We start from the raw sequence: 23,675 nt of genomic DNA on the forward strand, positions 1-23,675 counted from the left end.
GCCCGGGTCCGGATCGGCTGCGCAGCCGGCTGCCGGACCGCAGCCCGACCGGAAGGACACCCCATGCCCGCACCCACCATCGTCCTCGTCCACGGAGCGTTCGCCGACGCCGCGAGCTTCGCCCCGGTCACGCGGATCCTGCTCGACGCCGGCCACGCCGTGCGCGTCCCGGCCGTGCCGAACCGCAGCCTGCTGGGCGACGCGGAGTACCTCCGCTCCTTCGTGGAGCAGCTCGACGGGCCGGTCCTGCTGGCGGGCCACTCCTACGGCGGCGCCGTGATCACGGTGGCGGGCGCCGCCGAGAACGTGGTCGGCCTCGTCTACCTCGCGGCCTACGCGCTCGAGGAGGGGGAGAGCCTCGGGCAGCTGCAGGGCGCCTTCCCCGACTCCGACCTCCCGGCGAACCTCGTCTACACCCCGTTCCCGATCGACGGGACGGAGCCGGGCACGGACGTGTCGGTCGCGGTGCCGGCGTTCCCGGAGGTGTTCGCGGCCGGGATCGATCCGGCCGAGGCGGCCGTGCTCGCGGTCGGCCAGCGCCCGCTCGCCGCTCTGGCCTTCGGCGAGGCCGCTCCCGTCGCCGCCTGGCGGACCCGGCCGAGCTGGGGCGTCGTCGCCGCCGCGGACCGGACGATCAATCCGGACGTCGAGCGGTTCGGCTACCGGCGGGCGGGCGTGCGCTCGGTCGTCGAGCTCGACGCGCCGCACCTGGTGATGCGCTCGCATCCGGAGGAGGTCGCGCGGGTCATCGCCGACGCCGCGGCGGAGCTGAGCTGACCGCGGAGTCGCCTGATCGCGGAGGGGTGCGCCGCGTGCCGGTGCGCTCCTCCGCACCCCGCCGCGCACCGCCCCCACCCGGAAGCACGCCCCGCCGATCTAGGTACTCCCGCCGCGGATCTAGGTCGGCGTCGCGTGGAGCCGGGCCCGCCGTCTCCCTAGCCTCGAAGGGAGAGAAGGGCGGGATCGTGGACACGGACACCGCACGGCTCGGCGCCTACCTCCGGGGGCACCGCGACCGGCTGCGCCCCGACGAGGTCGGCCTGGGGACCGACGGACGTCGCCGGGTCAGCGGGCTGCGCCGGCAGGAGGTCGCGGTGCTCGCGGGGATCAGCCCGGACTACTACCTGCGGCTCGAGCAGGGCAAGGACCGCCGCCCCTCGGCGCAGGTCCTGGACGCTCTGGCCCGCGCGTTCCGTCTCGACGCGGACGGGCGGGACTACCTCTTCCGGCTCGGCGGGCACGCCGCGCCGCGCCGCTCGCCGGGCTGGGCGCAGGCCGGGCCGACCCCGGCGCAGGTCGGCAGCCTGACGAGCATGGTCTCGTCCTGGACCACGACGCCCGCCTACGTGGTCGACCGCTACCAGGACCTCGTCGCCGTGAACGAGCTCGGCCGCCTGTTCCTGCCCCTGGCCTGCGAGCAGGGGACCAACATGATCGAGGCCGTCGTCGACGCCGCGGCGCTCGAGACCGACGCTGAGCGGCACGAGGACTGGGACCGCACGATCGCCGTGATGACGGCCGCCCTCCGCTTCCACTCCGACCCGGCGGACCCGCGTCTGCGGGTCCTGGTCGCCTCGCTCGGAGGCCGCTCGCGGGTCTTCCGCCGCGTCTGGGCGAGCCAGGAGGCGTATCCGCTCCGCGAGGGCTCGTCGCCGGTGCGCGTCGATCCCTTCGGCTTCATCGCCTTCCGCTGGCAGACGCTGGAGGTGCACGGAGGCGACCACTTCCTGACCTCCTTCTTCGGCGTCCCCGGCAGCGCCGCGGCCGCCGCGATCGATTTCATCCGGGCCCGCCACCGGGTCGAGGAGTGTCTGCGCGAGGGTGCGATACTCGACGCGTGAAGCGGGACGCGCTCGTCGTCGGTCGGGGATCGGAGCTCGCGCGGCTCCGGCTGATGGTCGACCGCATCGCCGCCCACGGGTCTGCGCTCGTCATCGACGGGGACGCCGGGGTCGGCAAGACCACCCTGGTCGAGGAGGTCGTCGCCTACGCCCGCGCACGCGACGTGCGGGTGCTGCGGACCGCGGGCTCCGCAGCGGAGTCGGGCGACCAGTACGCGGCGCTGCAGCTCCTCCTGCACCCGCTCCGCCCGGGCCTCGACGGCCTGCCCCTGCCGCAGCGGGACGCGCTCCGCGTGGCCTTCCACCTGGCGGACGGAGTGCAGCCGACGCCGCTCCTGGCGGGCCTCTCGGCCCTGACCCTCCTGAGCGACGCCGCCGCCGATCGGCCCCTGCTGGTCGTCGTGGAGGACCTGCACCGGATCGACCCGGAGTCGGCGTGGGCGCTGCGGATGCTCGCCCGGCGCATCGGCGAGGACCGCGTCGTCGTCGTGATGACGACGCGGGACCGGCCCGAGGAGGACTCCGGCCTCGAGCACCTCCACCTCGGGCCGCTGTCGGCCGCCGACTCGGCCGCCCTCCTCGACACGCTCCCGCATCCTCCTCGCGGGGCGGCCCGGCGCGCTCTGCTCGACCTCGCCCGCGGGAATCCGCTCGCCCTGGTGGAGCTGACCGGGCGCGACCCGTCCGCCGACGAGGCGGAGGACCGCGCGGTGACCGGACGCCTCGAGTCGGCCTTCGCCGAGCGCTTCGCGGAGCTCGACCAGCCCTCGCGGCTCGCCGTGCTGGCCGTGGCGCTGGGCGACGTCGCGACGGCGGAGGAGGCGAGCCGGCTGGCGAACCTGGCGATCGGCCGCCACCCCGACCCCTCCTGGATCGACAGGGCCGTCGCCGCGTCGCTGCTCAGCTGGACGCCGGGGAGCGGACTCCGCTTCCGGCACCCTCTCGTGCAGTCCGCGGTGACGAGCGTGAGCCGACCCTCCGAGCGCGCGGCCGTGCTCCGCACGCTCGTCCAGGAGCACCGCGACGACCCGAGCCGGACGCTCTGGTGGCGGTCGGAGCTCGCGACCGGCTCTGACGGGCCGGTCGGCGAGGAGCTCGCCGGTCTCGCGGCGTCAGGCCTCGCGACGGGCGACGTCGTCCTGGCGGCTCAGGCGATGGAGCGGGCGGCGGAGCTGACCCCCGCGGGGCCGCTGCGCGTCTCGCGCCTGATCGACGCGGCCGAGTACTCCGGGCTCGCCGGCCGGACCGCGGAGGCGGCGCTGCTCGTGCACCGCGCGGCGGGCGAGACCGTCGATCCGGTGCTCACCGCCCGCGCCGCCTGGACGCGCGAGACGCTGCCGACCGGGCGCACGGCCCTCTCGCGGGGAGACCTCTCGCCCGCGCTCGCCGCAGTGACGGCGCTGCAGAGCCACGGAGCCGTCGACGCCGCGACCGCCGCGCTCCTGCACCTCGCCGCCATCGCCTGGGACCACAACCGCGAGGCATCGCCGGGGGAGCCGATGATCCAGGCGGTGCGCGCGCTCGCCCTCGACGACTCCGACCCGCGCGCCGTCCTGCTCGCGGCGGTCACCGAGCCGATCGCCCGCGGCGACGAGGTCGTCCGCCGGGCGCTCGCGGCGGCCGGCGGAGCGAGCGGTCCGGAGGAGGCGTGGTGGCTCGGCTACGCGCTGAACACGGCGGGCGAGGTCGAGGTCGCCCGGGAGCTCCTGGAGGAGGCGATCACCGGGCTGCGCGCGCGCGGCGACATCCGGATCCTCCCGCAGGCGCTCCTCGCCGCCTCGATGACCACGTCGCTCGCCGGCCGCTTCTCGCGCGCCCGCTCCTTCGCCGAGGAGGCGCTCGTCCTCGGGAGCGACCTGGGGGACGTCGGCTTCGAGACCGCGTCCCGGGCCTGCCTGGCCTGGTTCGACGCGATGGAGGGAGTCGCGCCCGATCCCGAGGCGATCAGCGCGGGCAGCGCGATCGGCGCGGCCGTCCTCTGCTCGAGCGTGATGCGGGCGACGCTCCGCGGATCGCGAGCGGCGGTGGCGGTCCTCGAGTCGCGACCGGGCGACGCCGTGCCGGAGCTCCTGCCCCTCCTCGACACGGACGACGACTCCCTGAACCCCGGCTTCGCGATCCTGACCACGCCCGATCTCGTCGACGCGGCTCTCGCGATCGGGGACGTCGGAGTCGTGCGCCTGCACGCCGCGAGGCTGGAATCGCTCTTCGAGCGCTGGCACCAGCCGATGATCGAGGCGGCCCTCCGGTACGCGCAGGTCGCCGTGGCGCTCGCCGACGGAGCGCCGGACGCCGCGGCCGGGCTGCTCCGCCGGACTCCGCCGCCGCTCCCGTACGTGCGGGCGCGGGCGCTGCTGCTCGTGGGCGACGGGCTGCACCGGGCCGGTCGGGCGGCGGAGGCGAGGCCCCTCCTCCGCGACTCGCTGGCGATGCTCGAGGAGCTGCCGATCCACGCCTGGGCCGATCGGGCCCGTGACGCGCTCCGGGCCGCTGGAGGGAGGATCGCGGATGCGCCGTCGCCGGCCGCTGCCACGCTGACCCCGCAGGAGCTGCGCATCTGCGCTCTCGCGAGCACGGGGCTGTCGAACCGCGCGATCGCGCAGAACCTGTTCCTCTCGCCGCGCACGGTCGGCGCGCACCTGTACGCGGCGTACCGCAAGCTCGGGATCGGCGGGCGGGGCGAGCTCGCCGCGGTGCTCGGGAGGGACGCGGGCGCCGACGTCTAAGGCGGGACTCCGCTCGCAGGGGCGCCGGGGCCCCGCTCCGAGCGCAGACACGCAGGCGCGCCCCGGAACGGCCGGGACGCGCCTGCGAGCGGACCGCGCTACTCCTGGATGAAGGCCAGCAGGTCGGGGTTGATGACGTCGGCGTGGACGGTCAGCATGCCGTGCGGGTAGCCCTCGTAGATCTTGAGCGTCGAGTTCTGCAGCAGCTCGTGCTGCTTGAGCGAGGCGTCCTTGTAGGGGACGACCTGGTCGTCGTCGCCCTGGGTGACGAGGACGGGGACGGTGATCGCCTTCAGGTCCTCGGTCTGGTCCGTCTCCGAGAAGGCCTTGATGCCCTCGTAGTGCGCGAGCGCGGATCCGGTCATGCCCTGGCGCCACCAGTTGTCGACCACGGGCTGCGAGAGCTCGACGCCCTCGCGGTTGAAGCCGTAGAAGGGCCCGGAGGCCACGGCCTGGTAGAACTCGGCGCGGTTCGCCGCGAGAGCGTCGCGGAAGCCGTCGAACACCGAGATCGGCGTGCCCTCGGGGTTCGCCTCGGTCTGCACCATCAGCGGCGGGACCGACGAGACGAGGACGGCCTTGGCCACGCGGCCCTGGGGCTCGCCGTACTTCGCGACGTAGCGCGCGACCTGGCCGCCTCCGGTGGAGTGGCCGATGTGGATCGCGTTCCGCAGGTCGAGGTGCTCGACGACCGCGTTCACGTCGCTGGCGTAGTGGTCCATGTCGTGTCCGGTGCCGACCTGGGTCGAGCGTCCGTGCCCGCGGCGGTCGGTCGCGATGACGCGGTAGCCGTGCGCGTGGAAGAACAGCATCTGCGCGTCCCAGTCGTCGGACGACAGCGGCCAGCCGTGGTGGAAGACGATGGGCTGCGCGTCGGTGCTGCCCCAGTCCTTGTAGTAGATCTCGACGTCGTCGTCCGTGGTCACAAACGGCATCTTCGAACCTCCGTGCTCGTGTCGATCCCGAGCCCGGCCCGGGTCGTGTCCAAGGTGGTGCCTCCCCGGATGAGGGTGGGGAGCGGCTCCACGATAGGGGCGTGGAAGCGCTCCCTGAAGGGCGCGGGCAGATGTTCCGACGATCGTCCAGACCTGGTCGCCCGGGCGGTGCCGGGGCCGCCGGCCGCGCTCGCCGAGTGGGGTCGGATGACTCGTGACCGGCACCGCGGACGCTGACAGGATCGCGGCGGACGCGCCCTCCCGCGGCGCGCGGATCGGAGGTCGCGATGCCCACGACGACGCCCACGACGACGGCCCTGCCGACGCGCAGGACGACGACGCCCCGGCGGGCGGTGCTCCGGTGACCGTCGAGGACCGCGTCCCGATCGAGCCGCAGGCGGTCGTCGCTCCGCTCAGCCGGTCCGCCGTCTTCCTCTCGCTCGACATCGTCGGCGGGCAGGACGCCGCGGACCGCGTGCGGGACGTCGTCGCCGACGTGGGCGGGATCCTCCGCGCGGTCGGCTTCCGCGACCTGGGCCTGCGCCTCTCCTGCCTGGTCGGGATCGGGAGCGACGCGTGGGACCGCTTCGGCGGGGAGGGGCGCCCCGCGCAGCTGCACCCGTTCCGGGAGGTGGTCGGCGCGGCGCACACGGCCGTCTCGACGCAGACCGACCTCCTGTTCCACATCCGGGCGGAGCGCGACGACGCCTGCTTCGAGTTCGAGCGCCTCCTGCTCGACGCGCTCGGTGAGGACGTCGTCGTCCGCGACGAGGTGGTCGGCTTCCGCTACTTCGACAACCGCGACCTGCTGGGCTTCGTCGACGGCACCGAGAACCCGACCGGGGAGGCGCTGCCCCGCGTCGCGCTGATCGGCGCGGAGGACGCGGCGTTCGCGGGCGGCAGCTACCTGGTCGTGCAGAAGTACCTGCACGACCTGACGTCCTGGCACGCGCTCACCACCGAGCAGCAGGAGCGGGTCATCGGCCGGAGCAAGGCCGACAACGTCGAGCGCGAGGACGATCCGGCGCAGCTCTCGCACAAGGGGCTCGCGACCGTGGTCGACGCCGGCGGGACCGAGCACGACATCCTCCGCGACAACATGCCCTTCGGCCGGCCCGGCAGGGGCGAGTTCGGCACGTACTTCCTCGGCCTGGCCGCCGACCTGTCGGTGATCGAGACGATGCTGACGCGGATGTTCGTCGGCGTGCCCGCAGGCCGGCACGACCGCCTCCTCGACTTCTCGACCGCGACGACCGGCGGGGTCTACTTCGTGCCCTCGCGGGACGTGCTCGAGGGCCTGGGCGGCTGAGCGCGGCCGGTCGTCGGGGCGCGGATCGAGTCGGATGACCGTGGTGCCGCCCGGGCCGGAGCGGTGGGATCGGAGCAGCGCAGGCGCGCAGGACGATCAGCAGGGAGAACGCCGTGGAACCCGACGACAGCACCGCTCCGCACCACGAGACCCCCGGTTTCGGAGACCCGGACCTCCCCCAGGAGGGGATCGTGAACACCGAGGGCGATCCCTCGGCGAACACGATGACCGGCCCGCAGAACCGCGTCCTGGAGGGACTGTTCCCGAACCAGATCGCCGCCCCCGCGACGGACATCAGCACGCAGCCGTTCTTCTGGTCCTCCTTCAACATCTCGCCGCGGCGGGTGCAGCGGGGAGGCTGGGCGCGCGAGCTCACGCAGGCCGACTTCGCGATCTCGAACGAGATCGCCGGCGTGAACATGTACCTCGAGGCCGGCGGGATCCGCGAGCTGCACTGGCACCAGAGCGCCGAGTGGGCGCTGATGACCAAGGGGAACTGCCGCATCACCACGCTCAGCCGCACCGGCCGGCCCAGCGTCGACGACGTGCAGGAGGGGGACCTCTGGTACTTCCCGCCCGGCCTGCCGCACTCCCTGCAGGGCCTCGGCCCGGACGGGGCGGAGTTCGTGCTCGCGTTCGACGACGGCGAGCAGTCCGAGAGCAACACGCTCCTGCTCACCGACTGGTTCGCGCACACGCCGCCGGACGTGCTGGCGAAGAACTTCGGCGTCGCGCAGGAGGTCTTCCGCGACATCCCGCTGCACGACCTCTGGATCTTCCCGGGCGACGTGCCCGGCGACCTCCAGGCCGACCGGGCCGCGGCCGGGGTGCAGGACGGTGACGAGGCGGTGATCTTCCGGCTCTCCCGCTCGGAGCCCGCGTACCAGAACAGCGGCGGCCGGATCCAGGTCGCCGACAGCACGAACTTCCCGGCCTCGCGCACGGTCTCGGCCGCGCTGACGACCGTCGAGCCCGGCTCGATGCGCGAGCTGCACTGGCACCCCAACGCCGACGAGTGGCAGTACTACCTCCGCGGATCCGCTCGGATGACCGTCTTCAACACCGGCCCGCACGCCAACACGACCGACTTCCACGCCGGAGACGTGGGCGTCGTGCGCCGCAACTTCGGCCACTACGTGGAGAACACCGGCGACGACACGCTCGTCTACATCGAGACCTTCAAGAGCTCCCGCTACGAGGAGGTGTCGCTCGCCCAGTGGCTGAGCCACCTGCCGCCGTCGCTGGTCGCGCAGCACCTGAACATCCCGGAGGAGGTGCTGGCGACCTTCCCGCCCGGGACGCAGGGGATCACTCCGCTGCGCTGAGGGAGGGACGCGCGGAGGGGACGGGGACATGACGGAGGATCACGGGGCGGCGCTCCTGCCGTGGGCGGCTAGGGCGGCGGTGCTGCTGGATCGGCACCTGCGCGTGCTGGCCGCGACTCCGCTCGCGCGGGCGCTCTCGCCCGCCTTCGCCCCGGGAGTGAGCGTCGCCCGCTTCACCTTCCTGGACTCGTCCGAGGTCGAGGACCTGCCCTGCTGGGGGTCCGCGGCCGATCAGGTCGCGGCGATGCTCCGCGACTCGCTCGAGCGGCATCGGGGGGACCGGGAGTTCCTGACGGTCGTCGGGGAGCTCTCGGCGAGGAGCCCCCGGTTCGCAGACTCGTGGGCGGCCGGGGCGGAGGCCGACGCACGCGGGTCGGTCGTGTTCCTCGACACCGCGGTCGGCTCCGTTCCGATGGACTACCGGCTGGTCCGGGACGGCGCGCGCCTCCTGCTCCTGTTCGAGGCGGGTGACGCGGCGGGTCGCGAGGATCTCGCCCGGCTCGCGGCCACGCGTCAGGCGCCGGCCGGGGCGGCCAGCGCGGTGCCCGCCTCCGGAGCGGGCCGCAGCGAGGCGAGGACGTCGACGGCCGCGGCTGCCGGAGTCCCCGCTGCCGCGAGGTAGGTCACGACGTACCGGCCCGGAGCGCCGGCGAGCTCCAGGGTCTGCATCTCGAGGTCGAGCCAGCCGAACGGCTCGACGTGGACGCGGATCCACCGGTGGGTGAAGGGGCGGACCTGGTACTCGGCCCAGATCGACCGGAACAGCGGATTCTCGACCGAGCACTCGCCGACGATCTCGTGCAGCCGCGGATCGTCGGGGACGCTGTAGAACCGCAGCGCGGCGATCAGCTCGCGGAAGACCTGGCCCCACGCCTGCAGCTGGTCCGGCGGGTCGCCGTTCGCCACGGCGCGCACGTAGCCGCGGGACGTGGAGAGCAGCATGTTGGCGCCGGGCACGCCCTTGTCGGGGGCGAGACGGCTCATCAGGTCGTTCGCGCCGAGGACGTCGAGGTTGCGGTCGAACGCGTACGCCGGGGTCCTCGGCCAGTGGGCGAGCAGCGACTCCACGCCCTGGCCCGGCGGAGGGGAGTCGGGATCGCGCGGGCCGGGGCGCAGCCGGGCCAGCCGGAAGAGGTAGGCGCGCTCGAACTCGTCGAAGGCGAGCGCCTCGGCCAGGGCGTTCAGCACCTGGTCGGACGGGGCGACCGCGTGCCCCTGCTCGACGCGGAGGTAGTAGTCGCGGCTGATCCGGGCGCGGTCGGCGACCTCCTCGCGGCGCAGGCCCGGCACCCGCCGCCGGGTGCCCGCGGTCGGCACGCCGACCTGCTCCGGCCGCAGCGCCGCCCGGCGAGCGCGGAGGAACTCCGCGAGGGGGCTGCGAGAGCTCATCGTGCGACTCCATCGGATCACCCGCCGGGTCGAGCGGCGGTCGTGCGGGGGTGGGGCCGTACCGGTCGTCCGGTGGGACACAGAGTACCGTCGGGCGCCCGCGGGGCCCACTGCCCTGCTGCGCCTCCTGCCCGGCGCCGACCGGGGGGCCGGGCGCTCGGGAGGGTTCGACAGAGGGAGCGCTCCGGAGGGTTCCGACAGAGGGAGGAGAGCGCGCCCGCGCCCGGCGGTCAGCATGGGGTCCTCGGAACCCGTCCCTCAGGAGTCGCGATGACGATCAGTGCACTCTCCTCGCCGCCCGCGCACCCGAGCGCTCCCGAGGACGTGGTGGTCCGGATGCTGAGCTCGGCGTCGCCCGCGCGGGAGCGGCTCCTGGTGGTCGAGGGCGGGATCGGCTCGGGCCGGACGCACATGCTGCGCTCCGCCGCGGCCACCGCTCGCGCCGCCGGCTGCGAGGTCGTGGAGGTGCGGCCGGACCGGGGCGACGCCGTGATCGGCGCGTCCTCGCTCGCGCTGTTCGCCACGCTGATCGGCCGTCTGCAGCGGGCGCGCGACTCCTCCGCCTCGCCCTGCGACCCCGGCTTCCTGATCGTCGTCGACGACTGGGAGCGGTTCGACGTCGCCGCCCGCGAGACCCTCCAGGCCCTGGTGACCCGGCTGGTCGACGAGGTCGGCGCCGCCTGCCTCCTCGCCACCGGCGACCGGCGCGTCCTCGCCGGCTGGGAGGGCCTCCGGCACCGTCGCACCGAGCCCCTCGACGCGGAGGCGGCCCGCGGCTTCCTGCGCGCCCACGGCGGCCGGCGGTCGCTCGCCGTCGAGGCGCGCCTGCTGCGGGTCGCGGAGGGGAATCCGCTGCTCCTCGACGTCCTCGGGCGGGCCTGGGCCGACGAGGACGCTCCCTCGCCCTTCCCGGTCTACCCGCGGCTCGAGCAGGCCGAGACCAGGGTGCTCGACCTGCTGGCTCCGCTGTCGGAGGAGTGCCGGGAGGCGCTCCTGGTCGCCGCGGTGGCGGGCGCCGAGTTCCCGGAGAGCATCGGGTCGGCCCCCGGAGACGGGGACCGCGCCCTGGTGCAGGCGGGGATCCTGACGGCGGGCGGCCGTGCGTTCCGCGACCCGGTGGTCCGCGCGGTGGTGCTCTCGACGGCGTCGCCCCGAGCGCTGCGGGCGGCACGGAGGCGGCTCGCCGAGCGCCCGGAATCGGCCCCGCACCTCCGCCTGCTGCTCGCGGCGGACGACGCGGCCGGGCCGGAGGAGCGGGCGCGGCTGCTGAGGGACGCGGCGGAGGAGCGACTCCGCGCGGGTCGGCCGCAGGAGGCGCTGCTCCTCCTCGCCGAGGCGCGGTCGAGTGCGCGCGGTGGTGCTCTGCGGGAGGAGCTCGAGACGCGCGCGGCCGCCGTCGCGGCCTTCACCGGCGACGCGGCGGCCCTCGAGCGGGTGGTCGATCGCTCGCGGGAGGACGGCGGGGTTCCCGGGGCCGGCGTCGAGGCGGCGCGGCTGGCCGATGCGCTGCTCCGCACGGGGGACGTGGGCGGGGTCCGCCGCGCGGCCCTCCGGGGGCTCGGCGCTCGGGTGGGGCGTGGGGGCGCGGGAGTCGGTGGTGCCTCGCTCGCCGGCGGTGACTCTCCTGTCGGTGGTGCCTCTCCTGTCGGCGGTGTCTCTCCCGCCGAGACCGGCGCCTCCAACGACGACGCCGGCAGCATCCCCGCCGACCACGCAGCCCCTCACGACGCCGCCGCCGACCTGCTGGCGACCGTTCTCCACCTCGCCTGCATGCTCCGCGGCGATCCCGCGTGGTGGCAGGAGGCGCTCGCCGTCGGCGAGGAGCACCCCCTCGATCCCGTCCTGCGCCTCGTGGAGGCCTGCGTGCGGCCGGTCCCGGACGAGGAGTGGGAGCGCCGCCTGCTGCTCGCCGAGGACTCCGCGGTCACGGGCGACCCGTGGAAGACGGTCGCGCTGCACCTCGCCTGGTCGCTGCTCGAGGTCTCGGACGAGCGCCGCGACCGCCTCGCCGGGCTCCTCGACGGCGGGGAGGAGGCGGACGGCCTGCCCGGCGCCCTCGCCCTCCTCCGCCGCGGCACCACCGCCCTCGACGGCGGTCGCCTCGACGACGCCTCGGCCGACCTCGACCGCGCGGCCGCCCGCGCCGACGACCTGCCCGCCGTGCGCGCGCTGATCGACGCGACTCGCGCCCGAGTCCACGCCGTGCAGGGCGACCGGGCACGCACCCTCGAGTGCGCCGAGCGCGCGACGGCCTGGGCGCTGCGGCACGGAGCGGCGTCGGTCGCGCGCGCCGCCGATCACGCCCTGTGCTCGCTCGACCTCGGCGGCGGCCGTTTCGAGGAGGCGCACGCCCGCTCCTCCTCCCGCGCCGGCGGCGATCCGCTGGAGCTCCTCGACGCAGCCGAGGCCGCCTCGCGCCTCCGCCTGCCCGAGCGCTGCGCCGAGCTGGCGGCGGCCGCGGCGGACCTCGCCGCGCGGCCCCTCGCTCCCCGCGGGCGGATGCTCGCCCTCGCGGCGACCGCGGTCCTCGATCCGACCGGCGGCGCGGGCGCCCTCTTCGAGCGCTCCCTCGACCCGGCCTCCGAGGAGTGGCCGTTCGAGCGGGCGCGCGTCCAGCTCTGCCACGGCGAGTGGCTGCGCCGCCGAATGCGCCCGCTGGAGGCGCGCACCCGGTTCCGCCAGGCCGCCGCGGGGTTCGCCGCGGTGGGGGCCGAGCTCTGGCTCGCCCGCGCCCAGCACGAGCTGCGGGCGGCGGGCGGAGCGGGGGAGGCGCCGGTCGCCGCCGACCTCAGCGAGCAGGAGCGGCGCGTGGTCTCCCTGGCCGCCGCGGGCCTGTCGAACAAGCAGATCGCCCAGCAGCTCTTCGTCTCGCCCCGCACCGTCAGCGGGCACCTGTACCGGATCTTCCCCAAGCTCGGGGTGACCTCGCGGGCCGGGCTCCGCGACGCGCTCCTCAGCCTCGAGGACGCCCGGAGCGCGTGACGGAGCCGCAGGATCGAGTCATCCGACCTGGTGCCTGCCGCCGCGGGAGGCGCATGCTGAGCGCATGACGTCGCAGCAGATGATCGACCCCTCCGTCCCGCCGAGCGGCCCCGGCTGCGTCGAGTGCGAGCAGTCCGGCTCGTGGTGGCTGCACCTGCGCCGCTGCGCGCTCTGCGGGCACATCGGCTGCTGCGACGACTCGCTGAACCGCCACGCGACGGCCCACTACCGCTCGACCGGCCACGCGGTCATCCGCAGCTTCGAGCCCGGCGAGGACTGGTTCTGGGACTACCGGACCGACGACTACGCCGACGGCCCCGCCCTGGCCGACCCGCAGAGCCACCCGGCGAGCCAGACCACCCCGGGGCCGAAGGACCGCGTGCCGCGCGACTGGCAGTACCTCCTCGCCGAGCGCGCCGAGCGGGGCTGAGCGGGGCTGAGCCGCGCGCCTCCGCGAGACCGCAGAAGTCGCCGTAATCGCGACCGACGACGGCGACTTCTGGATGCTCGCGGCGGCCCGCCGGGGAGCGATCGCCACGAGAGTCCAGGAGTTGTCGCACTGGGCGTCGAGTGCGACAACTCTTGAGCAGTCGCGGAAGGAGTCGCGGGAGCAGGTCGACGCACGCCGGCCAGCCGCCGACCGCAGCCGGCGCCGGCGCCGCGCATGAGCGGCGCCCGTCACCCGCGGGCCCCGCCCCGTCACCCCCTCTCGACCCCGTCCAGCGCCTCCGCCTCGGCGATCCGCAACCGCATCTGCCGGTAACGGTGGAACTGGTACACCCCGTGCAGCACCGCGAGGACGACCGCGGCCGCCATCCCGCACGCGATCGCGGGGACCTCGTCCGCGCCGCTCTGCGTCAGCGCGAGCGCGACTCCGGCGCCCGCCACGATCGAGTTGACCACCGCGATCGCCGAGGACATCGTGAAGAAGATGCCCCGCCAGCTCTGCCGCCGGCCGATCTCGAGCAGCTCGTTCGGCGCGTGGCGGCCGCGCGGCACTGCGAAGTAGGCGCCCGCGCCCGGCAGCAGCGTCCCGTAGTAGCGGCGGATGCGCTGGATGGCCGTCAGCGCGGCGATGTCCTCCATCGAGGTCTGCACCAGCCGCTCGTAGGTGAACACCCCCAGCAGCACGACGACCGGGATGATCACCGCGAGGAACCCCATCGCGTACCGGGTCGGGGCGAGGAAGCCGAAGGCCACGAGCGAGCTGGAGAGCATCGTCAGATAGAGCGAGGCGCGGCTGCTCGACTCCGTCACGGTGATGCCGCGCGCCGATTCCAGTACGAAGTGCTCGGTCAGCAGGGCGTTGAGGAACGCGGCCGGCCGGTCCGGGAGCGACGCGGCGGAGACGGCGGCCTCGGGCAGCGCGGGCGTGCGGGGATGCTCCTCCTCGTCGAGGCGGTCGCTCGGCTCCGGATTCACGGCCGCACCTCTCGTGGGAACCGCACCTCTCGCGGGGCCGCCCCGCGGCGTCCGCTCTTCGAGTCATCCGACTCGCGCACCGGCTCCACCCGCGCGCCTACCGTCGGACGCGACGCCGAGCACCGCCACCGGGGCGCGTGCGCAGACACCGAAGGGCCGTTCATGACCGACACCCGCCACCTCCACTCGAACCAGCGAGACACCCTCGAGCGGCTGCTCGAGGACTCGCCGAGCCACAACGTCCTCTGGGCGGACGTGCTGACGCTGCTCGAGGCCGTCGGCACCGTCCACGAGAAGCACGACGGCGCCTTCTCGGTGACGGTCGGCTCGACGACCGAGACCCTCCACCGGCCGCACCACAAGGACGTGGACGAGCAGCAGCTCGTCGACCTGCGCCGCCTGCTCCGCGGAGCGGGGTACGGCGCATGAGCGCGGGGACGCCCGCCGACCTCACCGGGTCGGCAGCCGAGCGCCTCCGCCGGCTGGACGCGCTCGACGCGGGTGCGCTGACCGAGGAGTGGCTGCTGCGCCAGCTGCGCCTCGCGCTCGGGGATCTCGCCGCGCTCGAGCCGGCCGCCGAGGCCGAGCAGGAGCGGCGCGAGGACTTCTGACGCGGCGGGCGGCCGTCCGGGGTGCACGCGGCCGGCACCCGGACGGCCGCCGGCCCGCACCCCGCAGCGCCGCCCCGCTCCGCCGCTCATCGCCCGGCCGCCGCGCTGCGGGCACGCAGCAGCACGCCGGCCGTCGCGGTCGCCGCCAGCACCAGCGCCGCGAACACCGTCAGAACCGTCGTCGCGGCGACGAGGTTGAGCGCCGCTCCCGCCGCCAGGGCGGGCACCGCGAGCCCCGTGTACGCGACCAGGAACACCACCGCCAGGGTCTCGCCCCGGCGGGCGGGATCCGCGAGGGCGACCGCCGTGCCGATCGAGCCCTTGAAGAGCAGCCCCACCCCGAAGCCCGAGACGACGGCCCCGGCGAGGAACACCCCCAGCTGCGGAGCGATCGCTCCGGCCGCGACCGCCGCCAGCCCGACCGCGCAGCCCGCCACCGCGATCGAGAGCTGCAGGCGCGTCCCCACCTTCACGAGCAGCAGCTGGCCGAGGGCCGCGGAGGCGAACACGGCGAAGGACGTCGCTCCGGCCAGCAGGTGGTCGCGCACCTGGAAGGTCTGCACCAGGAACGTCGGTGCGAGCGAGGTGAAGAGGCCGAGGACGGAGAATCCCGAGAAGGCTCCGAACGCCGCGAGCAGGAACGCCCGGCGCGCGTCCGCCGGCACCGAGAGCCGCTGCGGCCGGTAGGCGGGCGCCGTCTCCGGCACGTCGACCGTCTCGGGCACGAGGAGCAGCGCCAGGCCCGCCACGAGCAGCGCGACCAGGAACACCTGGTGCGGCAGGAGGAGCGGATCGGGCAGGAACTCGGCGAAGACCCCTCCGAGCAGCGGGCCCAGCGAGAGTCCGCCGAGGTTCACCGCGCCCGAGATCGACGCGGCGACGATCGTGTTCTCGTCGGGCCGGGCGCGGGCGCGCAGCTCGCCGAGGTGGGCGGTCGCCGTGGCGGTGAGCATCCCGATGCTGACGCCGTTGACGAAGCGGGCGACGATCAGCCCCGGCACCTCCGTCGTCAGCGAGAAGAGCACGGCCGAGACCGCCGAGACGAGCACCGCGATCAGCAGCACTCGGCGGCGGCCGAGCCAGTCGCTGACGTGACCGGCGAGGTACAGGCTCACGATCACTCCGACCGCGTAGGCGGCGAAGACGACGGTGATCACGAACGGCGGGAAGCCGTCGAGCTGCTGGTAGAGCGGGTAGAGCGGAGTCGGCACCGTCGAGTACGCCATCACGAGCAGGAAGGTCGCGGCGACGATCCAGAAGCCGACGCCGTGGCGCACCGTCGGCAGCCGGCGGCTCACGAGGTCTCCTGCAGGTGGCGGTGGGCGAAGGTGACGGCCATCGCGCCCTCGCCGACTGCGGAGGCGACGCGCTTGACCGAGCTGCGGCGCACGTCGCCCGCGGCGAAGGAGCCGGGGACGCTGGTCTCGAGGTAGAACGGCGCCCGCTCGAGCGGCCAGTCGGGAGCGGCGTGCTCGCCGGCGAGATCCGGTCCGGTCACGAGGTAGCCGCCGGAGTCGCGGACGATCGCGGTCTCCGCCGCCCACGTGGTGTCCGGCTCGCCGCCGATGCAGACGAAGAGGTGGGAGGTGGCCAGCGCCCCGTGCGCGCCGGTCGCCGAGTTCTCGACCTCGATCGACTCGAGGGCGTCGGCGCCGTGCAGGCGGGTGACGCGGGAGTCGAGCAGGATCGTCACGTTCGGCTGCCGGACGACGCGCTCCGCGAGGTAGGAGGAGAGGCTGTCGGCCAGATCCGGGCCGCGGACCAGCATGGTCACGTGCCGCGCGTGCGCCGAGAGGTTCATCACGGCCTGCCCGGCCGAGTTGCCGCCTCCGACGACCACGACGTCCTCGCCCTCGCAGAGCGGCGCCTCGCTCGTGCCGGCACCGTAGTAGAGGCCGACGCCGAGCATCTCGTCCTCGCGCTCGAGGCCGAGCCGGCGCCACTGGATGCCCGTGGCGCAGATGTTGGTGCGGGCGACGACGGTCGTCCCGTCGGCGAGCAGCGCGTGGATCCGGTCGTCGGCGAAGCGCCCGCGGATCCCCTCGCGCATCCGCAGCAGCTCGGCGCCGAACGAGACGGCCTGCTGCCGCGCGCGCTCGGCCAGATCGGCTCCCGCGATCCCGTGCGGGAAGCCGAGGTAGTTCTCGATCAGGCTGCTCGAGCCGGCCTGCCCGCCGATCGCCGAGCGCTCGAGGACCACGACCTTCAGCCCCTCCGAGGCGGCGTACACGGCGGCCGAGAGCCCGGCCGGGCCGGCTCCGTAGATGGAGAGGTCGTACTCCGCGAGCCGCGGCGAGCCCACCCAGCCGAGCCGGGCCGCGACCTCGGCGAGCGTCGGATCGGAGGCGCGGCTGCCGTCCGGGAACACCACGAGGGGGAGTGACGCGGTGGCGAGCGGGTGCCCGGCGACGGCGAGGCACTGCTCGTCCGTGTCGATCGGCGTCCACGAGAACGAGACGACGCTGCGCGAGAGGAGGTCGCGGATCTCCCACGCGTCGCGGCTCTCGCGCCGCCCGTAGAGGCGGACCTGCGGGAGGTCCCCGGGCACGGTCACGAGGCCCGCCGCCGCTCGAGCCCGTCGCGGAACTTCATCAGCTTGAGGCAGAGGTGCAGCGTGCTGCGGGCGAGGCCGTCGTCGAGCGCCTCCCGGACCGCCTCGGGCAGGTTGTCGAGGCGGTAGTAGAGCGTGGTGCGGTGGATGTGGAGGAGCCCGCACGCCTCCCGCACGCTGCCGCGCACGTCGAGGTAGGCCTCCACGGTTCGCCGCTGCACCTCGTCGCCCCGCTCGAGCAGCGTCGCCGCGGCCGGCGAGAGCATGGCGAGCTGCGAGCTGTCCGCCCCGATCGAGGCGAGGAGCACCCACGCCCCGAGCTCGGCGATGTCGGCCCGGCCGCGGCCGTCGGGCAGGGAGCCGACGATGGTCGCCGCGAGGGCGGCCCGCTCGGCGGTCGGCAGGAGGTCGTCGTCGCGGACGTCGAAGCGGGCCGAGCCGATCGCGTCGACGGCCGTGCCGCGGCCGCGCGCCTCCGCCCGCAGGACGTCGTCCGCCTCCGCGGCGGCCTCGGGCGCCTCCACGCTCACGAAGAACAGCACGCCCTCCTGGTCGCCGAGGAACGTCAGACCTGAGGCCGCGCTCGCGTCGATCCGCCGCGCCAGCGCCGTCCGCTGGAGGGAGCCGGTCGGGCCGGTCAGCCGCACCGCGCGGACCACGGTCTGGGCGTCCCGGCGCAGCCAGCGGCGCTCGACCGCCTCGGCGAAGGAGGCGCGCCTGGTGCCGCCGTCGCCCGACAGGAGCGCCGCGAGGACGTCCGCGCGCCGGGAGCTGCCGCCCGCCCGCGTCGAGGGGCCGAGGAGGCGGCGGATCGCTCCGACGGCCGCATCGATGAGCGAGTACTCGGCCGGAGTGAGCGGCGCGGGCCGCTCCCGGGGGAGGAGGAGGGTCGCGAGCCGACCCCGCGGATCCTGGACGGGGAACACCCCGTCGTGAGGCGCCTCCTCGCGCGCGCGCGTCGCGGCCAGCACCCGGCTCGAGGCGTCCTCGATCGTCACCGGGCGGTCGAGAGCCTGGGCGAGCTCGTCGGCGAGGTCCTGCAGAGTCATCGGCGGGGATCCGTGTGGGGGGCCATGCCGTGATCCTCGCGGAGGGAGCCCTCCCGAAGCGTGGCCCTTCCAGGCCCACCTTGCGCGTCGGATCCGCTGCCGGCCGCGATGAGACGCTCAGCCTCCGCTGCCGGGGCGGTCCCCGGGGGTCCCGTCCGCGAGGAGGCGGTCGAGGACGTCCGGCCAGTCGAGCAGGACGCCGATGTGGCCTCGACCGGGCCGGATCGTGAGCTCCGCAGCCGGGTGGAGGCGGCGGATCCGCTCCGCGTGGGCCACCGGGACCACCCTGTCCGCCGCGCCGTGGTGGAGGAGGACCGGCGCGGTGAGGCGCGAGAGGTCGACGCCCCAGGGCATGACGAGGGCGAGGTCGTCGTCGACGCTCCCGCCCTGTTCGAGCTCCGCGGCGCGTCCGGCCTCTGCGCCGAGCGCCGTCAGCGGGCCGTCGAGGGCCGAGTAGTCGTCACCGGTGAACTGCTCCGGATCGAAGCGGGCCGTCTCCTCCCACTCCTCGCGCACAGCCCGGCCGTTGCGCGCGCTGCGGAGAGCGCCCGGATCCTGCATGCCGTCGAACCACGCTCCGTCGTCACTGAAGGGCGCCGGGCTGCCGAACGTCGCGACGCCCACGACGCGATCACCTCCGAGAGCCCCGACGGCCAGTGCGTGCGGGCCGCCGCCGGAGTAGCCCGTCACTGCGAAACGCTCGATCCCGAGCAGGTCGGCGACGCGGAGCACATCGGCGGCCGCATCCGCGATGCTCCGTCCGGGAGCCCGCATCGAGCCGCCGAAGCCGGGACGGGCGACGGAGACGAGCCGGATGCCGCGCGCCGCAGCGGCGTCGACGTGGGGAGCGAGGAGTGCGCCGGTGTGCGGTGTCCCTCCGCACCAGACGACGACAGCGCGGGGGGCTCGAGTGCCGGGGAAGTCGTGGGCGACGAGCGTGCGCGAGTCGACGCGGAACTCGTGCCGGGACGTAGCGGCGCGTCCGGTCATGGAGGAACGGTAGCCGCATGTCGAGGGCAGTGCGCGTCGCCCGGCCCGACCGGGATGCGACGTCTCGTCGTAGGGTCGACGGGAGGGTCGGTGGACCCTCGGACGGGAGGGGTCCGCATGTCGATCGACGAGGTGTCCGACGGGATCGAGGCCGCCGCCGCGCTGCCGCACGTGCGCTCCGGCTTCTCCGGCGCGACACCGTACGGGATCGCGCAGCGCTTCGCCGCGGGGGAGCTGACGCGGGAGCAGGCCGTCGACGAGCTCGGCCGCCGGTGCTACCGGCCCGGATCGCCGAGCGACGGCGTCGACTGGACGACCCTCGACCCGGGGGAGTTCGAGGAGGTCCGCCGGGCCCTGTCCGATGGTCTGCTCGACGCCGCGATGTACGACGAGATCCTCGACCGGTACAGCGGGCAGGACTCCTCCGGCGAGAGCGCGGCGTCCGCGGAGGAGAGCGCATGAGCGCCGGCCCCCTGGACCTCGCCTTCACCGCCCCGATCGGTGTCGCCGTGAAGGGCGACCTCTGGTCGTGCGTCGAGGTGCCCGGCTCCGTCGAGCTGCTCGGCACAGGGAGGTCCGTGAGGGTGGTCGCCACCGTCGACGGCGAGCCGGTGACCGCGGGCCTGCTGCCGACCGGCGCCGGCGGTCACATGCTGTCGATCAGCGCGAAACTGCGGAAGACGATCGGCAAGGACCTCGGCGACGTCGTCACCGTCCACCTGACCGAGCGCCTGAGCTGAGCTCCGGAATCGGAGGAAGACCCGTGAGCGGAGCGGAGGAGCCGGCCTGGGCGAATCCGGAGCCGGAGGTCCACCGGGCGCTCGCGCGGTGGGCGGCGGAGTGCGCGGAGCGCGCCCTCCCCGCGTTCGAGGAGTGGGACCCGGACGATCCCCGGCCCCGGCGCGCGCTCGACGTCCTTTTCGCGTGGGAGCGGGGCGAGGCTCCGATGACGGAGTGCCGCACGGCGGCCTTCGCGGCGCACGCCGCAGCCCGCGCCGCGACGCAGGCGGGCGAGCGGGCCGCCACCGCTGCCGCGCGGGCGGCCGGGCAGGCCGCGGCCGTCGCGCACATGGTCGATCACTGCTCGCACGCCGCCGTGTACGCCGCGAAGGCGGTCGGACTCCGGGGGAGCGGCGCCGACCGGGACGCGGAGCGGCGTCAGCAATGGGAGGGCCTCGACCCCGTGCTGCGCTCCCTCGGCTTCCCGAAGGGGCTGTGACGCCGGCCCGGTGGACCTCACCGGGCCGGCGCGCGCGCTCAGCGGTGCGCGGGTCGGAGCCCCAGCAGCGTGTCGACGATCACGAAGGCCGCGAGGCTCGCACCCACGAGCGGGAGGAACAGCCCGACCGCGCCGGCGACGACCAGGACGGACGCGACTCCCCACCACGGCGCGCGCCGGAGCGCTCCCCGGGCCGGCGGGGTGCCGACGAGCCGTCGGGGGCCGCGGGTGGGGCGGCGCTTCCACCACATCAGGTACCCGAGCACGACCATCGTGGCGATGCCGGCCGCGGTGACGAACAGCAGCAGCTGGTTGGGCAGCCCGAACATCGAGCCCATGTGCGTGTCGATGCCCCAGCGGGAGAGCTTGGCGACGAGGCCGAAGTCGGCGAAGTCGACCCGGTCGACGACCTGCATCGTGCTCCCGTCGATCGCGACGCCGTCGACCTCGGTCGGGAAGCTGCGCTGGATCTCCTGCACGACCCAGGCCGAGCCCTCCGCCGCGGGCGGCCGGATCTCGACCAGTCCCGTGTTCACGTTGACCTCGCGGGCGACCGAGAGCACCGAGTCGTAGGCGGCCGGCGAGTAGCCCGCCGTCGACTCGACGGCGTCGCCGGTGGCCGCGCCGTGTCCGGCGTGCCCGGCGTGCTCGTCGGCCACCTCGCCGGTCCGGTCGCCGAGCGTCGTCCCCAGCGAGGGCGTGGTCCAGCCGACTGCGGAGCGGAGGGTCTCGAAGTTCCCGCCTCCGTAGAGCGACCAGGTGATGCCGGTGGTCGAGAGGAACAGGGCGCCGACGAGCAGCCAGACGCCCGTGGAGGCGTGCCAGGAGAACAGGCGCTTGTAGCCGGTGGTCCTCGGCGCGGGGCGCAGCAGGTCCCTCTTCACGCGGGCGCGGCGGAGGCGGATGATCCAGAGGCCCAGGCCGGCGAGGGCGACGACCCCCAGCCAGGAGGCGGCGAGCTCGCTGTAGTAGCGGCCCACGTCCCCGAGGTGCAGCGTCCGGTGCAGGTCGCTGACCCAGGTCCGCAACGGCAGGGCGCCGCTGGTGCCGTAGGCGGTGAGGTCGCCGCGGACGTCGGCGGTGGCCGGGTCGATGAAGACCGCGCGGGTCTCGCTGGCGCCGAGCGACGGGTCCGCGTACATCACCCGGGTGGTGTCGCCGGGGTTCGGTGCGGGGCGGACGGCGACGATGCTCTGCCCGCCTCCGGTGTACGCGTCGGCGGCGTCGATCTGGTCGGCCAGGGGCAGGTAGGTGTCCGCTTCGGGGGCGTGCAGCTCCTGCGCGTAGACGACCTGCTCGAGCTGCGGGGTGAGTGCGTAGAGCGCTCCGCTGGTCGCGGCGACGAGGATGAACGGCCCGACGAAGAGGGCGGCGGAGAAGTGCAGGCGGAGCAGCAGCTGTCCGAGCCAGCCTCCGCTGCTTCTGCGCGGCGGGGGCGGGGTGTCGGCGGAGTCGCGGGGTCTCGTGGCGGTGGTGGTCATGCTTCTGGTCCTTCGGTGCTGTGGCGGGTGCCGGTGAGGGTCAGAGGAGGGTGTCGCCGATGTAACCGCCCTCGACGCAACCCGGCGGGATCGCGAAGACGGCGGAGCCGATCGGCGTCGTCCACTCGTTGAGCAGGTCCAGCTCGTCCAGTCGCTTCTGGATCGGCACGAACTGCGCGGTGACGTCGGCCTGGTACGCCGCGAAGATCAGCCCGGAGTTCGAGATGTCCTCGCCCGTCGGGGTGTCGTCGTAGTTGTAGGCGCGGCGGTGGAAGCGCTCGGCGGTGTTCTCCGAGCGGGCGCGCCTCATGTGCGAGAACTCCGGGATCACCGGGAAGCCGATGGCCGTCGTCGCCTCGAAGTCGGGCTCGTCGGCCTCCGCCGTCCCGGTGAGGGGCGCGCCGTTCGCGAGGGTCCGCCCGACGGACTGCTCGCGGCCGCTGCGGTCCAGGCGGTCCCACTTGTCGAGGTCCATCCGGATCCGGCGCAGCACCAGCCCGGTGCCGCCGGCGAGCCAGCCGTCGCGGACCCAGACCAGTTCGTCGAAGTCGACGTCCTCGGGGCGCGGATTGACGGTCCCGTCGACCTGGCCGAACAGGTTCCGCATCGTGGTGCCGACCTTCTCGGAGCCGTGCGCCCGGCGGAACCCGGTCTGGGTCCAGCGGACGGTCGCGAAGGTGCGGGTGTTCTTCAGCAGCATCCGCAGCGCGTGCGCGATCGTGAACGCGTCGTCGGCGTGGAACTGCAGCAGCAGGTCCCCGTCGTTCCACTGCTCCTCGAGCCGGTCGATCCCGAACGCGGGCAGCGGTGCCAGCCAGGCCGGCTTCGCCGCCTCGCCGGCCGCGAGGGACACGAGCCTCGGCCCGAACCCGAAGGTCACGGTGAGGCGGGCGGGGACCACGCCGAGCTCGGGCTCGGAGTCGGCCAGGGCCGGCTGCCCCTGGGTGAGGCGCGCGGCGTCGTCGGACAGGATGCGCAGCATCCGCCGCAGCCCGTCCCGGTCGGTGCTCTCGCGCAGATCGAGGGCGACGAAGGTCGCGTGCGCCTGCGGTTTCGCGGCGATCCCCGCCTGGTGCGCACCGTGGAAGGGGATCGTCTCGTCGCCGTTCAGCGCGGCGGCCGCTGCCGGCGCAGCGCCGCCGCGGCCGAGCAGCTGGTCCGCTCCGATCGCACCGGCCGCGCCGATGCCGGCGACTGCTCCGCCGAGGAGGAGCCGTCGCCGGCTGACGGCGCTGCGCGGGCGCTCGTCGGCGCCGTGGCCGGTCTCGCGGTCCTCGCTCATCAGCCCTCTCCGCCCATGTCCATGTCCATGTCGCCGCCCTCGTAGTCCTCGTTCGCGCCGGCGTAGTCGCGCGCCGGGACGGTGAACTCCGTCGTGGAGTCGTCCGAGAAGGTGAGGGTGACGGTGACCTCGTCCCCGGCGACGATCGGCGCGGCGAGGTCCATCAGCATGATGTAGTTCCCGCCGGGGGCGAGCTCGAGGCTGCCGCCGGCGGGGATCGTGAAGCCGCTCTCCTTGGCGCGCATCACCATCTCGCCCGACTCGTTCGCCACGGTCTCGTGCAGCTCCAGCTCGGAGGACGCGGCGGAGGTGGCGGACACGACGGTGACGTCCTCGGTGCCGGAGTTCTCCAGCTCACCGAACGCGGCGGACATGCCGGAGTCGGCGGCCTTCACCCAGCCGTCGGTGATGCTCACCTCGGTCGCGGCGGGCGCGACCTCGGCGGAGGGGCTGCCGGAGGCTCCGGCACTGCAGCCGGTCAGGGCGAGCAGGGCTGCGGCCGAGAGGGCGGAGAGGGTGGTGACGTGTCGAGTGCGCATGGTGTGGCGCCTTCCTGTGAAGTG

23 protein-coding genes are annotated in these 23,675 nt (G+C 74.7%); 13 read left to right on the forward strand and 10 right to left on the reverse strand.

Features of this window, described 5'->3' with window-relative positions:
* Positions 1–63: 63 nt before the first annotated feature.
* The 3 genes from C5D50_RS04845 (at position 64) to C5D50_RS04855 (ending at position 4,567) form a co-directional block, all read left to right on the forward strand.
* Positions 64–777 (forward strand): alpha/beta fold hydrolase, encoded by a 714-nt coding sequence (locus C5D50_RS04845; RefSeq protein WP_104282904.1) that lies wholly within the window; start codon positions 64–66, stop codon positions 775–777.
* A gap of 188 nt (positions 778–965) precedes the next feature.
* Positions 966–1,841, forward strand: a complete 876-nt coding sequence (locus C5D50_RS04850; RefSeq protein WP_181137293.1) for a helix-turn-helix domain-containing protein — start codon at positions 966–968, stop codon at positions 1,839–1,841.
* Complete coding sequence (locus C5D50_RS04855) at positions 1,838–4,567, forward strand: AAA family ATPase (RefSeq protein WP_104282906.1); 2,730 nt, start codon at positions 1,838–1,840, stop codon at positions 4,565–4,567. The genes C5D50_RS04850 and C5D50_RS04855 overlap by 4 nt, the downstream gene beginning before the upstream one ends.
* A gap of 98 nt (positions 4,568–4,665) precedes the next feature.
* Here C5D50_RS04855 and C5D50_RS04860 read toward each other — a convergent pair whose 3' ends face one another.
* Positions 4,666–5,502, reverse strand: coding sequence for an alpha/beta fold hydrolase (locus C5D50_RS04860; protein WP_104227375.1), 837 nt, complete (start codon positions 5,500–5,502; stop codon positions 4,666–4,668).
* A gap of 214 nt (positions 5,503–5,716) precedes the next feature.
* On the opposite strand from C5D50_RS04860, the gene C5D50_RS04865 reads away from it, so the two are divergent.
* From C5D50_RS04865 to C5D50_RS04875, 3 genes are all read left to right on the forward strand, one after another.
* Positions 5,717–6,811 carry a Dyp-type peroxidase gene (locus tag C5D50_RS04865; RefSeq protein WP_308471090.1) on the forward strand — a complete coding sequence of 365 codons (1,095 nt, stop codon included), beginning with the start codon at positions 5,717–5,719 and terminating at the stop codon, positions 6,809–6,811.
* Positions 6,812–6,924: 113 nt separating this feature from the next.
* Positions 6,925–8,136, forward strand: coding sequence for a cupin domain-containing protein (locus tag C5D50_RS04870; protein ID WP_258069554.1), 1,212 nt, complete (start codon positions 6,925–6,927; stop codon positions 8,134–8,136).
* A gap of 28 nt (positions 8,137–8,164) precedes the next feature.
* A complete protein-coding gene (locus C5D50_RS04875) occupies positions 8,165–8,758 on the forward strand; it encodes a hypothetical protein (protein ID WP_104282907.1) in 594 nt (197 codons plus the stop codon).
* Here the strand turns inward: C5D50_RS04875 and C5D50_RS04880 are convergent.
* On the reverse strand, positions 8,650–9,525 hold the full coding sequence (locus tag C5D50_RS04880; protein WP_181137294.1) for a helix-turn-helix transcriptional regulator: 876 nt from the start codon (positions 9,523–9,525) through the stop codon (positions 8,650–8,652). The genes C5D50_RS04875 and C5D50_RS04880 overlap by 109 nt on opposite strands.
* Positions 9,526–9,795: 270 nt before the next feature.
* Between C5D50_RS04880 and C5D50_RS04885 the strand changes: the two genes are divergently transcribed.
* Both C5D50_RS04885 and C5D50_RS04890 read left to right on the forward strand, forming a co-directional pair.
* Entirely contained in the window at positions 9,796–12,507 is a 2,712-nt protein-coding gene (locus tag C5D50_RS04885) for a LuxR C-terminal-related transcriptional regulator (RefSeq protein WP_104288939.1), read from the forward strand.
* A 64-nt stretch (positions 12,508–12,571) separates the two neighbouring features.
* A complete protein-coding gene (locus C5D50_RS04890) occupies positions 12,572–12,937 on the forward strand; it encodes a UBP-type zinc finger domain-containing protein (protein ID WP_104284037.1) in 366 nt (121 codons plus the stop codon).
* 269 nt (positions 12,938–13,206) lie between these two features.
* Here C5D50_RS04890 and C5D50_RS04895 read toward each other — a convergent pair whose 3' ends face one another.
* Positions 13,207–13,929, reverse strand: coding sequence for a hypothetical protein (locus tag C5D50_RS04895; protein ID WP_104288940.1), 723 nt, complete (start codon positions 13,927–13,929; stop codon positions 13,207–13,209).
* Positions 13,930–14,091: 162 nt separating this feature from the next.
* Here C5D50_RS04895 and C5D50_RS04900 point away from each other — a divergent pair, with 162 nt between their 5' ends.
* Both C5D50_RS04900 and C5D50_RS04905 read left to right on the forward strand, forming a co-directional pair.
* Positions 14,092–14,358: a hypothetical protein gene (locus C5D50_RS04900; protein ID WP_104257441.1), complete on the forward strand. Its 267-nt coding sequence runs from the start codon at positions 14,092–14,094 to the stop codon at positions 14,356–14,358.
* The gene (locus C5D50_RS04905) at positions 14,355–14,540 is read left to right on the forward strand and encodes a hypothetical protein (protein ID WP_104224778.1); all 186 of its coding nucleotides are present in this window, start codon (positions 14,355–14,357) and stop codon (positions 14,538–14,540) included. Before C5D50_RS04900 ends, C5D50_RS04905 begins: the two co-directional genes overlap by 4 nt.
* An 86-nt stretch (positions 14,541–14,626) precedes the next feature.
* On the opposite strand, the gene C5D50_RS04910 is transcribed toward C5D50_RS04905, so the two are convergent.
* The 4 genes from C5D50_RS04910 to C5D50_RS04925 all read right to left on the reverse strand — a co-directional run bounded on the left by C5D50_RS04910 (position 14,627) and on the right by C5D50_RS04925 (position 19,130).
* The gene (locus tag C5D50_RS04910; RefSeq protein WP_258069555.1) at positions 14,627–15,838 is read right to left on the reverse strand and encodes an MFS transporter; all 1,212 of its coding nucleotides are present in this window, start codon (positions 15,836–15,838) and stop codon (positions 14,627–14,629) included.
* Complete coding sequence (locus tag C5D50_RS04915; RefSeq protein ID WP_181137295.1) at positions 15,835–17,094, reverse strand: NAD(P)/FAD-dependent oxidoreductase; 1,260 nt, start codon at positions 17,092–17,094, stop codon at positions 15,835–15,837. The genes C5D50_RS04910 and C5D50_RS04915 overlap by 4 nt, the downstream gene beginning before the upstream one ends.
* Entirely contained in the window at positions 17,091–18,140 is a 1,050-nt protein-coding gene (locus C5D50_RS04920) for a helix-turn-helix domain-containing protein (protein WP_104263397.1), read from the reverse strand. Before C5D50_RS04920 ends, C5D50_RS04915 begins: the two co-directional genes overlap by 4 nt.
* 117 nt (positions 18,141–18,257) lie before the next feature.
* A complete protein-coding gene (locus C5D50_RS04925; protein ID WP_104282910.1) occupies positions 18,258–19,130 on the reverse strand; it encodes an alpha/beta fold hydrolase in 873 nt (290 codons plus the stop codon).
* 117 nt (positions 19,131–19,247) lie between these two features.
* Between C5D50_RS04925 and C5D50_RS04930 the strand changes: the two genes are divergently transcribed.
* From C5D50_RS04930 to C5D50_RS04940, 3 genes are read left to right on the forward strand one after another with little or no spacing between them, the layout of a single operon-like run.
* On the forward strand, positions 19,248–19,592 hold the full coding sequence (locus tag C5D50_RS04930; RefSeq protein ID WP_104282911.1) for a hypothetical protein: 345 nt from the start codon (positions 19,248–19,250) through the stop codon (positions 19,590–19,592).
* Positions 19,589–19,870 (forward strand): DUF1905 domain-containing protein, encoded by a 282-nt coding sequence (locus tag C5D50_RS04935; RefSeq protein ID WP_104282912.1) that lies wholly within the window; start codon positions 19,589–19,591, stop codon positions 19,868–19,870. Before C5D50_RS04930 ends, C5D50_RS04935 begins: the two co-directional genes overlap by 4 nt.
* A 23-nt stretch (positions 19,871–19,893) precedes the next feature.
* Positions 19,894–20,349 (forward strand): putative immunity protein, encoded by a 456-nt coding sequence (locus C5D50_RS04940; RefSeq protein WP_104282913.1) that lies wholly within the window; start codon positions 19,894–19,896, stop codon positions 20,347–20,349.
* Between the two features lie 38 nt (positions 20,350–20,387).
* Here the strand turns inward: C5D50_RS04940 and C5D50_RS04945 are convergent, their stop codons facing one another.
* The 3 genes from C5D50_RS04945 to C5D50_RS04955 are packed head-to-tail and all read right to left on the reverse strand — an operon-like array spanning position 20,388 to position 23,651.
* Positions 20,388–21,830: a PepSY domain-containing protein gene (locus tag C5D50_RS04945; RefSeq protein ID WP_104282914.1), complete on the reverse strand. Its 1,443-nt coding sequence runs from the start codon at positions 21,828–21,830 to the stop codon at positions 20,388–20,390.
* 40 nt (positions 21,831–21,870) lie between these two features.
* Complete coding sequence (locus tag C5D50_RS04950; RefSeq protein WP_104282915.1) at positions 21,871–23,112, reverse strand: Dyp-type peroxidase; 1,242 nt, start codon at positions 23,110–23,112, stop codon at positions 21,871–21,873.
* Complete coding sequence (locus tag C5D50_RS04955; protein ID WP_104282916.1) at positions 23,112–23,651, reverse strand: copper chaperone PCu(A)C; 540 nt, start codon at positions 23,649–23,651, stop codon at positions 23,112–23,114. The genes C5D50_RS04950 and C5D50_RS04955 overlap by 1 nt, the downstream gene beginning before the upstream one ends.
* Between the last annotated feature and the right edge of the window lie 24 nt (positions 23,652–23,675).

Origin of the sequence: Rathayibacter sp. RFBD1, from assembly GCF_002932915.1 — a bacterium.
Classification (GTDB): Bacteria; Actinomycetota; Actinomycetes; order Actinomycetales; family Microbacteriaceae; genus Rathayibacter.

What these genes read in the sequence shown, in the direction of transcription:
- C5D50_RS04845 (WP_104282904.1), top strand. Translation starts at nt 64, where the DNA reads ATGCCCGCACCCACCATCGTCCTCGTCCACGGAGCGTTCGCCGACGCC.
- C5D50_RS04860 (WP_104227375.1), bottom strand. Translation starts at nt 5,502, where the DNA reads ATGCCGTTTGTGACCACGGACGACGACGTCGAGATCTACTACAAGGAC.
- C5D50_RS04875 (WP_104282907.1), top strand. Translation starts at nt 8,165, where the DNA reads ATGACGGAGGATCACGGGGCGGCGCTCCTGCCGTGGGCGGCTAGGGCG.
- C5D50_RS04880 (WP_181137294.1), bottom strand. Translation starts at nt 9,525, where the DNA reads ATGAGCTCTCGCAGCCCCCTCGCGGAGTTCCTCCGCGCTCGCCGGGCG.
- C5D50_RS04885 (WP_104288939.1), top strand. Translation starts at nt 9,796, where the DNA reads ATGACGATCAGTGCACTCTCCTCGCCGCCCGCGCACCCGAGCGCTCCC.
- C5D50_RS04890 (WP_104284037.1), top strand. Translation starts at nt 12,572, where the DNA reads ATGACGTCGCAGCAGATGATCGACCCCTCCGTCCCGCCGAGCGGCCCC.
- C5D50_RS04900 (WP_104257441.1), top strand. Translation starts at nt 14,092, where the DNA reads ATGACCGACACCCGCCACCTCCACTCGAACCAGCGAGACACCCTCGAG.
- C5D50_RS04905 (WP_104224778.1), top strand. Translation starts at nt 14,355, where the DNA reads ATGAGCGCGGGGACGCCCGCCGACCTCACCGGGTCGGCAGCCGAGCGC.
- C5D50_RS04920 (WP_104263397.1), bottom strand. Translation starts at nt 18,140, where the DNA reads ATGACTCTGCAGGACCTCGCCGACGAGCTCGCCCAGGCTCTCGACCGC.
- C5D50_RS04925 (WP_104282910.1), bottom strand. Translation starts at nt 19,130, where the DNA reads ATGACCGGACGCGCCGCTACGTCCCGGCACGAGTTCCGCGTCGACTCG.
- C5D50_RS04930 (WP_104282911.1), top strand. Translation starts at nt 19,248, where the DNA reads ATGTCGATCGACGAGGTGTCCGACGGGATCGAGGCCGCCGCCGCGCTG.
- C5D50_RS04935 (WP_104282912.1), top strand. Translation starts at nt 19,589, where the DNA reads ATGAGCGCCGGCCCCCTGGACCTCGCCTTCACCGCCCCGATCGGTGTC.
- C5D50_RS04945 (WP_104282914.1), bottom strand. Translation starts at nt 21,830, where the DNA reads ATGACCACCACCGCCACGAGACCCCGCGACTCCGCCGACACCCCGCCC.
- C5D50_RS04950 (WP_104282915.1), bottom strand. Translation starts at nt 23,112, where the DNA reads ATGAGCGAGGACCGCGAGACCGGCCACGGCGCCGACGAGCGCCCGCGC.
- C5D50_RS04955 (WP_104282916.1), bottom strand. Translation starts at nt 23,651, where the DNA reads ATGCGCACTCGACACGTCACCACCCTCTCCGCCCTCTCGGCCGCAGCC.